This is a genomic window from Gilliamella sp. BG1 (genome assembly GCF_046635625.1).
Taxonomy (GTDB): domain Bacteria; phylum Pseudomonadota; class Gammaproteobacteria; order Enterobacterales; family Orbaceae; genus Gilliamella; species Gilliamella bombi.
Genome location: NZ_JBIDFG010000009.1, coordinates 21,314 through 34,151, shown reverse-complemented (window position 1 = coordinate 34,151; position 12,838 = coordinate 21,314). Strand labels below are relative to the sequence as shown.

General features: G+C 34.5%; 14 protein-coding genes and 1 tRNA gene. 4 read left to right on the top strand and 11 right to left on the bottom strand.

Annotation, left to right across the window (positions count from 1 at the left end; translation table 11 throughout):
* From ACGH80_RS06015 to ACGH80_RS05995, 5 genes are all read right to left on the bottom strand, one after another.
* Complete coding sequence (locus ACGH80_RS06015; protein ID WP_065560553.1) at nucleotides 1-456, bottom strand: DUF441 domain-containing protein; 456 nt, start codon at nucleotides 454-456, stop codon at nucleotides 1-3.
* Nucleotides 456-1,166 (bottom strand): phosphoribosylaminoimidazolesuccinocarboxamide synthase, encoded by a 711-nt coding sequence (purC, locus tag ACGH80_RS06010; protein WP_085164803.1) that lies wholly within the window; start codon nucleotides 1,164-1,166, stop codon nucleotides 456-458. Before purC ends, ACGH80_RS06015 begins: the two co-directional genes overlap by 1 nt.
* Nucleotides 1,167-1,231: 65 nt before the next feature.
* Nucleotides 1,232-1,999, bottom strand: a complete 768-nt coding sequence (gene bamC, locus ACGH80_RS06005) for an outer membrane protein assembly factor BamC (protein ID WP_411578812.1) — start codon at nucleotides 1,997-1,999, stop codon at nucleotides 1,232-1,234.
* Between the two features lie 30 nt (nucleotides 2,000-2,029).
* Nucleotides 2,030-2,908 (bottom strand): 4-hydroxy-tetrahydrodipicolinate synthase, encoded by an 879-nt coding sequence (gene dapA, locus ACGH80_RS06000; RefSeq protein ID WP_065589991.1) that lies wholly within the window; start codon nucleotides 2,906-2,908, stop codon nucleotides 2,030-2,032.
* Nucleotides 2,909-3,003: 95 nt separating this feature from the next.
* A complete protein-coding gene (locus tag ACGH80_RS05995) occupies nucleotides 3,004-3,762 on the bottom strand; it encodes a Nif3-like dinuclear metal center hexameric protein (protein WP_411592310.1) in 759 nt (252 codons plus the stop codon).
* A 221-nt stretch (nucleotides 3,763-3,983) separates the two neighbouring features.
* Between ACGH80_RS05995 and rnt the strand changes: the two genes are divergently transcribed.
* Nucleotides 3,984-4,670, top strand: coding sequence for a ribonuclease T (rnt, locus tag ACGH80_RS05990; protein ID WP_411630685.1), 687 nt, complete (start codon nucleotides 3,984-3,986; stop codon nucleotides 4,668-4,670).
* 84 nt (nucleotides 4,671-4,754) lie between these two features.
* Here the strand turns inward: rnt and ACGH80_RS05985 are convergent, their stop codons facing one another.
* From ACGH80_RS05985 to ACGH80_RS05975, 3 genes are all read right to left on the bottom strand, one after another.
* Nucleotides 4,755-5,081 (bottom strand): Grx4 family monothiol glutaredoxin, encoded by a 327-nt coding sequence (locus ACGH80_RS05985; protein ID WP_034914241.1) that lies wholly within the window; start codon nucleotides 5,079-5,081, stop codon nucleotides 4,755-4,757.
* A gap of 325 nt (nucleotides 5,082-5,406) precedes the next feature.
* On the bottom strand, nucleotides 5,407-6,312 hold the full coding sequence (locus ACGH80_RS05980) for a hypothetical protein (protein WP_411592306.1): 906 nt from the start codon (nucleotides 6,310-6,312) through the stop codon (nucleotides 5,407-5,409).
* A 994-nt stretch (nucleotides 6,313-7,306) separates the two neighbouring features.
* Entirely contained in the window at nucleotides 7,307-7,849 is a 543-nt protein-coding gene (locus ACGH80_RS05975) for a hypothetical protein (RefSeq protein ID WP_411578815.1), read from the bottom strand.
* A 374-nt stretch (nucleotides 7,850-8,223) separates the two neighbouring features.
* Here ACGH80_RS05975 and ACGH80_RS05970 point away from each other — a divergent pair, with 374 nt between their 5' ends.
* Both ACGH80_RS05970 and ACGH80_RS05965 read left to right on the top strand, forming a co-directional pair.
* Nucleotides 8,224-8,397 carry a hypothetical protein gene (locus tag ACGH80_RS05970; RefSeq protein ID WP_296318052.1) on the top strand — a complete coding sequence of 58 codons (174 nt, stop codon included), beginning with the start codon at nucleotides 8,224-8,226 and terminating at the stop codon, nucleotides 8,395-8,397.
* Nucleotides 8,398-9,029: 632 nt separating this feature from the next.
* Nucleotides 9,030-9,497, top strand: coding sequence for an STY0301 family protein (locus ACGH80_RS05965; RefSeq protein ID WP_065610104.1), 468 nt, complete (start codon nucleotides 9,030-9,032; stop codon nucleotides 9,495-9,497).
* Between the two features lie 29 nt (nucleotides 9,498-9,526).
* Here ACGH80_RS05965 and ACGH80_RS05960 read toward each other — a convergent pair.
* Nucleotides 9,527-9,598 (bottom strand) — tRNA-Arg (locus tag ACGH80_RS05960).
* Nucleotides 9,599-9,723: 125 nt separating this feature from the next.
* On the opposite strand from ACGH80_RS05960, the gene ACGH80_RS05955 reads away from it, so the two are divergent.
* Complete coding sequence (locus tag ACGH80_RS05955; protein WP_065589588.1) at nucleotides 9,724-10,482, top strand: MlaA family lipoprotein; 759 nt, start codon at nucleotides 9,724-9,726, stop codon at nucleotides 10,480-10,482.
* 116 nt (nucleotides 10,483-10,598) lie between these two features.
* Here the strand turns inward: ACGH80_RS05955 and ACGH80_RS05950 are convergent, their stop codons facing one another.
* Nucleotides 10,599-11,414: a TIGR03915 family putative DNA repair protein gene (locus ACGH80_RS05950; protein WP_411630683.1), complete on the bottom strand. Its 816-nt coding sequence runs from the start codon at nucleotides 11,412-11,414 to the stop codon at nucleotides 10,599-10,601.
* A 2-nt stretch (nucleotides 11,415-11,416) separates the two neighbouring features.
* Complete coding sequence (locus tag ACGH80_RS05945) at nucleotides 11,417-12,682, bottom strand: putative DNA modification/repair radical SAM protein (RefSeq protein ID WP_174798126.1); 1,266 nt, start codon at nucleotides 12,680-12,682, stop codon at nucleotides 11,417-11,419.
* Between the last annotated feature and the right edge of the window lie 156 nt (nucleotides 12,683-12,838).

The window sequence follows — 12,838 nt, the reverse complement described above, 5'->3', positions numbered from 1 at the left end:
TTAACTTTTTCCAATTAACAACGACAAAATACCTGCAGCAATCAGAGGACCAACAGGAATACCTTTGAAAAAAGCCACACCAATTAGCGTACCAATAATTAAACCATTAATAATTGTAGGGTGCGCACCAATGAGGGATATACCTCGCGTACCTAGCCACGATACTAAAATTCCAACAAAAATAGCTAATATAGATTGCCAAGTGGTAAATGATTTAGCAATATCGCCTATTTTTAACGAGCCATCAGCTAAAGGCACCATCATTGCGGCAGTTAAAATAACAATACCAATTGTTAAGCCATATTGATTTAAAAACGGAAAATAAGTGGCAAGCGGCGTTAATTTAAACAGTAACAATAACAGCACTGCAAATGTCACGGTATTATTGTGTGTTAAATAACAAAGCGCCGCTAACCCCAAAAGTAGAAAAAAAGAGATATCAAACTGTGCGAACATTACAAAGGAACACCAATTCGTTTTGCTACTTCTTCATAGGCTTCAATCACACCCCCTAAACCTTGGCGAAAGCGATCTTTGTCCATTTTTTTCATTGTCTCTTTTTCCCACAAACGACAACCATCAGGAGAAAACTCATCACCCAAAGTGATTTCGCCTTTAAATAATCCAAATTCGAGTTTGTAATCAACCAATATTAGTCCTGCTTTATCAAACAAATCAGTCAAGATGGTGTTAATTTTAAAGCTAAGTTCTTTCATTCTAGCAAGTTGATCATCGCTAGCCCAACCGAAAGCCTTGCAGTGTGATTCATTAACCATTGGATCATGCAATGCATCGTTTTTTAGGAATAATTCAAACGTAGGAGGATTTAAAACTTTACCTTCTTCAACTCCTAAACGTTTAACTAAAGAGCCCGCGGCTCGATTACGTACCACACACTCAACAGGTATCATTTGCAACTTTTTAACCAGCACTTCATTGTCAGATAATAAGGCTTCAACTTGAGTTGGAATGCCAGCTTCACGCAATTTGCTCATAATAAAATAGTTAAATTTATTATTAACCATGCCTTTACGATCTAACTGTTCAATACGCAAGCCATCAAATGCCGATGTATCATTACGAAACTCAAGAATTAATAAATCGGAGTTTTCGGTGGTATATACTGTTTTAGCTTTACCACGATAAAGCTCAGCCAACTTTTTCATGTTTATAACCTTATATCAATTGCCAATAAATAATTAAGGAGCTATTCGCTCCTTAAATTCCAAACTTACTCTTGATTTGCACCGCTTACTGCTGTTGCTGGTTTTTTGCCTTCGGCGTTTTCTTTTTCAGCCTCTTTATCTTGTGCTTTTCGTGGTACAGTCCGAACTGAATCAGGTGCAACATCATCCATTATGTCATTAAATAAACTTACAACATAGCGTTGCACTTCAATTGGTTGCGAAATTAAATCTTCAGTACCACGGGTTAATGAGGTGATTGAAATGGTGATTGTTTCAGTATCGCCTACCAAGTTTCGTGTCATTGAATAAGTGGCTTCAACGGCTCGATTTTCGTCTGCACGCACCATAAAGGCTTTATTGGTTTTAATGCTGTTATTATCACGGCTAGCGATAAAGATATTTTTCTTATTTAGGCTGTTAGGAATACGATCCCAGACATTATTGCTTAATGGCACATTAAAAGTGACCGAACCGTTATTATAAATCGCAAATGCATCTTGAATAGTTGGGATCGGTAAAATTGGCGGTCTAATATCAAGCTTTTTACCTAATTCGCCTTTAACCTCAGTTTTAACAACATAAAAATCGCCACTTTCCGCAGGCACCGAAACACCTTCAGGAATAATTAACGGTTTTAACGTAGGTGATTTAAGGTAATCTTCATTACCTTCAACTTCACGCTTATAATTTTGATCACTACCACAGCCAACAAGAAATAAAGAAGTCACAACGGTTAAAACAGCTGTTTTTTTAATGACGTTACCTTTAAATAAGGTTAAGTTTAATGTTCTGTTTAATGTGCTATTTAACATAAATATCTGCTTTTAAAATTAAAGGTTATATTACAATAAATTCGCGTCTTTTAACGCTTGTTCAACCGCAGGAATTGACGATGTGCTCAATGAGACCATTGGTAATCTAATTGTTGCATTTTGCATTAAACCTAATCTTGCACAAGCCCACTTAGCTGGTGTTGGATTGGGTTCAATGAACAAATTGTGATGTAAAGCCATTAAAGTATCGTTTAAATTGCGGGCTTCTTTAATTTGATTATTAGCCGCAAGCTGACAAACTGTAGCAACCGCCTTAGCTGCAACATTAGCTGTAACAGAAATAACGCCATCGCCACCTAAAATCATAAAATCTAAAAAGGTTGAATCATCACCACTCAATAATTTAAAATCAGGCCCAACCAATTTTCGAGTAGGATAAACTCTCGAAAGATCGCCTGTTGCATCTTTTAATGCAACAATATTTTTGATTTTAGCTAACCGTCCAACAGTTTCAGGCTTGATATCACTACTCGTACGGCCTGGTACATTATATAAAATCTGTGGCAACTCCGTACTTTCGGCAATAGCTTTAAAGTGCTGATACATACCTTCTTGTGTCGGTTTATTATAATAAGGTGCAACCGTTAAACAGCCTACGACGCCAATATTTTCGACCTTACTGGTTAATTCTATAGCCTCCTTCGTTGCATTTGCGCCTGTGCCAGCAATAATGGCAATGCGCCCATCAGCATAGTCAATTGTTCTTTTAATTACATCAATATGCTCATGGTGATCAAGTGTTGCTGATTCGCCTGTTGTACCAACCGAAACAATACCCGATGTTCCATTTGCAATATGATATTCGACCAATTTTTTTAAGCTTACGTGGTCAACGTTTCCTTTTGTATCCATGGGAGTAACAAGTGCGACCAGACTTCCTGTAAACATAAAATGACCTCTCATATAATTGGTTTATAACACAACGTAAAGAATAAAAATCTGCGGATAAGTATGCGATATTTCTAGACTAAATTCAACTTTTGTTATACAGGATTATCAATATCGACAAAAATAACCTCAACACCGTAACAGCTCGCTAACCATTCACCCAATTTTTTAATACCGTAACGTTCGGTAGCATGGTGTCCAGCGGCATAAAAATTAATACCATATTCACGTGCAATATGGATAGTGCGTTCAGACACTTCGCCAGTAAAAAAAGCATCCACTCCCATTAATGCTGCTTGTTCAATATAATCTTGCCCTCCACCACTACACCATGCAATACGATTAATAACTTGTGGAGCATTATCTCCACAAAATAGTACACGTTGTTGGTTATTGTGTAATACTTGCTCAAGTTGTTGTTTAAATTGTAAAGCAGTAAGTGGCTTGTTTAATGTACCAGTAAAAAGCAGATCGGTAATGTCATTGCGTTTATCGACTGAAATCCCCAATAAGTTAGCCAGTTCAATATTGTTGCCCAAAACAGCATGACCATCTAATGGCAAGTGATAACCATATAAATTAATATCGTTAGTTAACAGTGTTTTAATCCTTTGATATTTAATACCTGTAATGGTTTGTGGTTCACTCTTCCAAAAATAACCATGATGAACCAGAACTGCGTCAGCTTTTAATTCAACCGCCTTATCTAACAATAACTGGCAAGCGGTCACGCCTGTGACAATTTTATTCACTTGCTTGCGCCCCTGCACTTGCAATCCATTTGGCGCATAGTCACGATAACGACTAATTTGTAGTTCGTTATTAATAATCTGTTCTAATTCAAAGTTGTGCATTATTCGCTCAATTTTAATATTATTTAATAATAATTGATGATTATAATCACTTTAACCAATAATCGCACCTACTCATTGGTTTAATGTAATTTGAATAAAACTACTGTATTGGCTTTTTACAAAGATTAACAAATTGAATACAAACTCTTGTAGCCAATGCTAGGCGAACTGGTTAAAAGATGGCATAATAACACCTTTTTTGATAGATAAGAAAAATTAACGTGCCAAACGCCAAATTATGTGAACGCTTTCGTGGGTTTTATCCTGTTGTAATTGATATTGAAACGTCTGGATTCGATCCAAAACTCAACGCTATTTTAGAAATCGCCGCTATCACCTTAAAAATGACCCCAGATGGTTGGCTAGAGCCAGATCAATCCTTACAATTTAATGTCAATCCATTTAGTGGTGCAATTTTAGAACCAGCAGCCCTTGCTTTTAATGGCATCGATCCTGATAATCCACTTCGTGACGGTGTTGACGAAAAGCTCGCCTTAGACGAAATTTTTAAAATGGTTAGATCTGGCATAAAAGCTAGTGAATGTACTCGAGCAGTGATTGTTGCTCATAACGCACACTTTGATCATAGTTTTTTAATGGCGGCTGCTGAACGCACAGGCATAAAACGCAACCCATTCCACCCATTTGCTACCTTTGACACTGCGTCACTCAGTGGTTTGGTTTTTGGCCAAACAGTGCTCGCCAAAGCCTGTCAAGCAGCGCAAATCACATTCGATCATAAGCAAGCTCACAGTGCGCTATATGATACACAAAAAACGGCAATACTTTTTTGTAAAATTGTTAATCGACTTAAATCACTTGGAGGATGGCCTTTGGCTGTTACAGATTCCGATGTAGATACAAAAATCGAAAAAGATTTAGATAATAAACAACAATATGAACAGTAACAATTTCAAGAGTAAACAGTATTAATTTACAAAAATAAAAAAGCGCGCCTATTTTGCGCGCTTAATTTACCATACTGCATTAAATTAGGATTTATACTTTTCCGCAGTTTGCTTAATAAGCGTTTGCAGTTCGCCTGTTTGAAACATCTCTAGCATAATATCACAACCACCTACTAATTCGCCTTCAACCCATAATTGTGGAAACGTTGGCCAATTAGCGAATTTAGGTAATTCGGCACGAATATCAGGGTTTTGTAAAATATCAACGTAAGCAAACGCTTCACCACATTGCGACAAAACCTGCACCGCCTGAGCCGAAAAGCCACAGCTTGGCAATTTTGGCGAACCTTTCATATATAAAATAATCGGGTTATCGGCAATTTGTTTTTTGATTTTGTCGAGTGTTGTCATTTCAGTCGTCATGCGATTTCCTTGGTAATTTATTGTAATAATGCGAGCTATTTTAACGTACAATTTTGCTTGTTCCTACTGGTATCTTATAACCAAGCTACTTAATGGGGATTTTTAGAGCAAATTATGGAGGCGTTATTTTTTAAAACAATTAAAATAGAAAATAATAAAACCAACCTAATCCCTGACGTTTTTTAGCTGGGATAAGTGGGTTTTACTGGATTTACCTTTGCACAAGGAGCCTCTTTGTCGACTCGTGGCCTTCTGCTTAAGCAGAAGGCGCTTTCTTTAATTAGCCTATCACTCAAGGATTAAGAATTAAATGCTAAGGAGTTGTACAAATCACATACGAGGAGAAACTTGGAAAAAGACCCATCACGCTACCATTTCCATTTACAACGAATGAATCATCACCTGTCCAGTACTCTCCGAAGCGGTTGAAGTTTGTACCAGAGTAACCGGCCAACAGCCCCCATTCCGTAAGAAATCCTGCCCCTATTCGGCGCTGATAATGATTACCTGTTGATGATGGCGTAGCACCGACAGCTCCATTACATCGCCTATCTGTATTCAAACCAAAACACACAGCATTAGTCAGATCCTTTACCTGTGGTATACGATATCCTAACCCCCTACACCAATCAGCTTGCTGAAAAGAATACGCTCCTTGATCTCCTCTGTGAACAAACCACTTTTGTAATACAAATGCATATCTTACTATCTCATTACCGCTTCTATCTCTCCCCACTAATACGAATTCCCACGGTAACCTTGGTACAGTAATTCGACTTGGATAAGGATTATACCATTGAAATCTAGCCTCTGGCCCCTTTAGAGTAACACGTGTTACCATTTCTTTAGTCCATCTATCGTTTGTCATTGTCCTTTTTACGGTGACGGTTATTCCATCATGCGTGACTGGTGTCCATGTCAATTGATCTGGATCAACTCCCTTTATCGCTAAATCAAAAAATAATCCATCAGCCCCTGTGGTTGGAAAATTAGATTTTGGATCTGATTGAATGGGAAATCCCTCTTTTGTATTCCATGCGTCAATAGGACCTGCATATTGATCTGTACCCCAATCCTTATTTGGCCTTACATAACTAATAGCAGGTACAAAAGGTTCATCTGGTAATGGTTCCTCTGGTAATATTGTGGCATCACTACGATAATTATTCGCTCGACCACTTGTGCTAGCTAATGCATCTAAACTCCATGAATAGGGCAATAATAACAGCCCCAACACCAACAAGATTTTTCGGGACAACTTCGATGATGAGTTGAGAAATAATTTGGAAAATATAAATGAGTTTCGAGCAAAAACTCGTCGGATAGAATTATTTGATAAATTTAAGGCGTAGGTTTGCCAGTGCTTGTGCCTTGTGCCTTGTGCCTAAAATAATAATGCATTTTATTTCACCTGTCAAGTAATTATTTGTTTTATTTAGATTTTTATAATTATTCGCTTATTTAATAAGCATGTTTTCCTATAGTGATAAAAGTATAACCATTAAAAAAATAGTTGGCTAGTTTTTTAGCGAATTTTTTGTAAAGAAATGTAAAGATGAAAACAATTCAGCCTTAGATAGGAATAAATTTTCAATAAAAATATAAAGTTATATTTATGGCCATTTAGCTTTTTGTGGAATTATTAATATTGGTGATAACGTTTGAGTTAGTAAATTTTTATGCTTTCTTCCACTTTAATCATTTATCCATAATATTCTCCTCGTCCCAAATTGGACAGAAGTTGCCTTCAAAATATAAATAAAAATCATAAGAGAAAATACTAAAGTCAAAAATTTGAGTGTCAAATTCAAACAACAAACAGCAAATTATTCGTTATCTGATGCTCGTCTCTCTATCAGCAAACTTACTAACACCTAGGCAGGATAAATTAACAAAAAACTTAAAGACATTGAGTCTGCATCATAATGCAAAGGACATAAAATACTCAATAATACATGGGTAACTGATACAACTTATATTAAAACAGATAAAGATGGTTATATTTGCCCATAATTATCGATTTATATAGACAAACAGTAATGACTAGTCAAACTAGTTATCACATATGTTATGTTTTTAGCAAAATTATATTATACAAAATTTTATGCCTTTCAATTGAAAGAAGCACCTACTTTATTTTCTTTAACTTAATGTAATAATGCGATTATTCCTACAATTAGCTAAATAAAGTGAATAATCGCAACCAATTACCACTAGTGATTTATGGACTTATTATTAATTTTTTGTGTTATGAATGTAGTAAAAAATTTCATCACTTTTAAAATAAGAAGAATAAAAAAATAAATGACGAAAGGGAATACAAATATATAACTCCACATAATAACAAAAACAAAGAAATCAGTTAGAAAATAATCTGTATCAATAAATAAATAGACAGCATTATCAAAATCTTCCTTAGTTAAATAATTGATACGGAATAAAAATGTACCCAGTCCTAGAATCGATATAATGGCAAATACAAATAATAAAAATTTAATAATTAACGATTTAAATGAAGTTGATTTATTATCTTTAGGACCAAATAGGATCATTTTCGCTGATTTAATAAACATGGTAATAAAAAAAAATAAATAGCAAATTGATGCCAATATCATCACCATACCAGCACTACCAGCTTGTTCACAATTATCAGCTCGCATACAAAATATGTAAAATAACAAAAATACCCCATAACTAATTAATAACTCTTTAATCAATTTCCTATCTTTTACATAATCTTTAATTGTTTCAATCATTCCCTACACCATCTTCTAATTAAATAAACCTATATCAACCTAAGCAGAACTAATGCTAATAATAATTTTATCTTAAATTTAATAAGCTGAAGAATAATGCATTATGATCTGTTTAATTTCAATTATTATTTAATATAAATTTTTTATTGTTATTTTGACAAATTTACTAATTTGGAAACAAATTTTAGATGTTAATTGATATATTGATTTAGAATTATGGTCCTTGCTGAACTTAGACCAACGACCAATTGGTTAAGAGTGACACGTATTATTTTAATTTATTATAAATTAATAAAAGAAGATGTTAGCTAATTCGATTACTGTATACTTATTCACTATTTTTTAGTTTACTTTACATTATTTACAGCACAAATATGTCACAACAACATAAGTTTCCTGTTTTTTGGAAACACCCTAAAACCAAAATCCAAGTCGCTGAAGCTCACCTAAATGAAAAATCATTTAATAACCTATTTCATAACCAAGGTGTGTCAATTACTTGGCGTCAGTACATCAGGTTATTATGTCTGGCTAAAATACCGCATTAAATCAGTAAAATTCTAGTATATCAAAAAGCAGTATTGGCACCATAAGGCTAGTTTGAGTAAGCAGAGTCGCCTCATGATGCCAGAGATATAGACTATCAAGTTTCATATTAGCCATGTTTTGCAACAATTTAGATTACGAAGTCAACCATGACATAAATACCAGCATCCATAATAATATCGTTCCCAATACGTTAGATTGACAATTTAACCTTATAAGCCTAATGCAATATAAATAACTGATATCGCTTATATTAAAATAAGTGAAGGTTGGTTATATTTGTTGGTGATTATCGATTCATACGGACAAAAATTGATTACTAGGCAAGCTAAGTTTAATTGTTAACAAGTGTAAACCAGTATCATGCCAATAATCACTTAAGCTTAAGGGATTGATGGTATATTCGCTATATAAACCCTTAATTTACTAAAAATAGCCAAACAAAGAAATCAACAAAATCAATAAGTTTTCTGTCTGATTTTTATCACTATTAGTTTAAAAAACGAGCCACCTATAAATCTACCATAACATACTAAATATCTTTAAAAAACTGAGTAATATCTTCTTTTTTACACTTGACGTAATTGATAACATTGGCATAATTGCACAATCAACACTTTATCTGGATCTATCCATGAAATATAAAATAATCAACCTTAGTATTTTCTTTTTAGCTTCGATTAGTGCTTTACCCTCTGCTCAAGCCAACGAAATAATTTGCCCAAGCTCAATAACAATTAAATCTGCTCATTTAGATATAGATAATCTACCTGACGATTGGATGGTTTCTGAAAAGAAAGATGCGTTATTATTGCTTGATGGCTTTGGCGTCTATTCTGACAACCCCGCTAAAAAAATCCAGCAAAAACCAGATGCTGGTATCATTGATGGCAAAGAACATCAAACAACCTGGAGCGTAAACACCACTTACGACCAAGGAGGTAGTTGGGTCAGTTGTGATTACAATTATGGTGAAGTAAATCTAATAAAAAAAATCGCTACAACCATGAAAAGTTGCTGGGAAATTGATTCGATGGATCAATTCGATCGATTACACATCACGCTTAAGTGTAGTACTAGTGAATTGCAAGAAGTTAAATAGGTTTTGAATTTTATTGAACGGTATAATTTCGACCCCAGCAGGAATCGAACCTGCAACTAGCCCTTAGGAGGGGCTTGTTATATCCATTTAACTATGAGGTCATAGGTTGTACATTTTAATAAATTTTATTAGATAATGCCATTTAAATAACGAAAAATTTTCTATTTTAAGTAATCATGATACAATCGCATCATAATTAACCTCATTACTTTTAATCGAAGATACTATGAAAAAACGAATTGTTGGTATGATGTTTTCTGTAATGGCACTCACAAGTTGTGCTACTTATCAAGCCGAAACTAATTCCTATAGTGATCCGTTATCAGGTTTTAACAAAACCATGTTTGATGTTAACTACTATGCGCTTGATCCCTATGTTTTGCGTCCTGCCGCAGTAGCTTGGAAAGATTATGTTCCGTCTCCTGTTCGTACAGGTGTAGTTAACTTTTCATCTAACCTTTCTGAACCCGCTTCAATGGTGAACAACTTATTACAAGGTGACGTTCATAAAGCTGGAACACATTTAGCACGATTCTTTTTAAATACCGTTTTCGGTTTTGCTGGTTTGATGGATGTTGCTAGCATGTCTGATCCACAATTACAAAAAGGCGGCAAACGAACTTTTGGTGATGTTCTTGGTCATTACGATGTACCTTATGGTCCTTATGTTGTACTGCCATTTTATGGTTCAGCAACATTGAGAGAAGAAGGTGGTGGTATTGTTGACACCCTTTATCCTCCACTTGTTTGGATAGATTGGCAATGGATGTTGGCACGTGGTGTAATTGATGGCGTTGAAGCACGTGCAATGGCAATCGAGTATGAAGATCTGATTAAAAATAGCGATGATCCTTATAACTTTATGCGTAATGCTTACTTCCAGCGTAATGACTTTATTGCATCGGGTGGTAAAGTAGATGAAAATAAACAAAAACAACGTGAAGAATCGATTAATGATGTTATTAATGATATCGATTCGCAATAACTTTTGTTAAATTATGTACTTTTATTAAATCATGTTAAAAACCGCCGTTATTTGGCGGTTTTTTTATGTTCTTTTATTTATGATAATACTAATTTAGTCATTTTTTATTTACATATTTATTTTGATATTGATTTCATTTCTGGTAAATATTGCCAAAATCGGCTTGGCATTTGCTGACGTTGTAATTTAGGATTGATTCGTTCTTTTATAGTTAATGCATTACAATAACGTAACCACATATTCTGAAATAGTACTTCGTCCTTAGATAGGTAATGTTGATTCACCTGACTATTAATAATCAGATCATCTTTATCAACGAGCGAGATCGGTTCAATACTGTGTAAATTATAGATATAACCATATTTGCGCTTTTCATCATATATAACCCACTTTTGATCGGCAAAACGATCTTTAAAAAATTTAAGAACCAAAGGCAATACGTTATAAATAGGAGCAATATTCGAAAAATAGATCTTATCTTCCCTTTCATTAGGCATTGTCGTATCTTTAAGAGGATTGTCAATTGCACTAAAACGAACAAATTGCATTATACGATGTCGCTCCCGACTAACTTTTTTGGCAATATCATGTACAAATAACACATCTTTATCGGCAAAATCCGTTTCGATTGATTTAGATGATTTAAATACCTTGCAAATATAACGAAAAACAATTAAATCACTTTCAGGCAATTCTGATAACCAAACATACATTAAATGACGAAGCGCTGCTTTACTAATCTTATTAATTAACGCCAAACGTACACGCTCATATTTAAGATCACAAAATTCAACATTATGCCTATTAGACACTAATAGCGGTTTAACCTGCCCAATAGCCAACAGGCATTCAGGCATCTTTTTGAGTTTAAAAGCATCAAATACCGCACATAGCAATCCTTCAAAGCTTTTATCATAATAAAACGCCAACATGTCTACCACTCCATGACTAATTGCTGTGAAATATTATCTTGTTTATCTTCTAACAAAGGCGGATCTTGCAACGATAGTCGGATATATTCGGCCGAAGAATCAAGCAATTTAAATTTTCTCATTTCATGACAAACAACAAAAAATTTTGCTCGCTTTAAAACAACACCAATACGTTTAAGCGCATCAAAAGTAAGCTTACGATGACGTCTTGCCATCACAATTAACTTGGCCGATTTAACACCAATGCCTGGTACTCGCAAAATTTTTTGATAGCTATCACGGTTAACATCAACGGGAAAAAACTGCGGATTACGGATAGCCCAAGCCAGTTTAGGATCAACGCTTAAATCAAGATCAGGATATTGATCGTTAACAATTTCATCAACATTAAAATCATAAAAACGCAATAACCAATCGGCTTGATATAAACGATTTTCTCGTACTCTTGGTACGTCTTGTACAACAGGCAACCGCTTATCGTAACCATTAACAGGAATAAATCCCGAATAATAAACTCGTTTCATACTTGGGCGTTTGTAAAGCTTGGCGGTTAATTGCAAAATCTGTTTATCTGATTCATCGGTTGCGCCAATAATAACTTGAGTACTTTGCCCAGCAGGTACAAATTTGGGTGTAGTGCGAAATTTTTTGCGATCTTCGATATTTTCTAACACATTTTGATGTATTTGACGCATAGGCTGATAGATACTTTGATGATCTTTATCAGGTGCTAATAATTTAAGATTTTCTTCAGTTGGAATTTCTAAATTAACACTCATTCTATCAACCAATAAACCTGCTTGATTAATTAACTCATTACTAGCACCAGGAATCGCTTTCATATGAATATAGCCATTAAAACCATATTCATTTCGCAAAATCTTTACCACTTTAATCATTCTTTCCATGGTATGATCTGGACTTCTTACAATGCCTGAACTAATAAATAAACCTTCAATATAATTACGGCGATAAAATTCAATGGTCACATCAGCCAACTCACGTGGTGTAAAACCTGCTCTTGGAATATCATTACTTTGACGATTAATACAATAAGCACAATCAAACATACAATAATTAGTGAGCATAATTTTAAGTAACGAAACGCATCGCCCATCGGCAGTAAATGTATGACAAATACCAGACTTATGTGCACTACCAATGCCTTTACCTTTATTACCTCTTGAAGTGCCACTTGATGAGCAAGAAATATCATACTTTGCCGATTCAGCTAATATCTCAAGTTTAGTTATCATTTTTTCGTTCATATTGTGCCATCAAAATAACTGTTTATTTATACAGTATACAGTAATTATATTAAGCTTAGCAAGTAAATATTGTCGACAAAATCACTGTTACCTACGCTACTTAGGCAATTCTATTGATTTGATTACTTTTATATAAATAATTAAGACAATATCAAA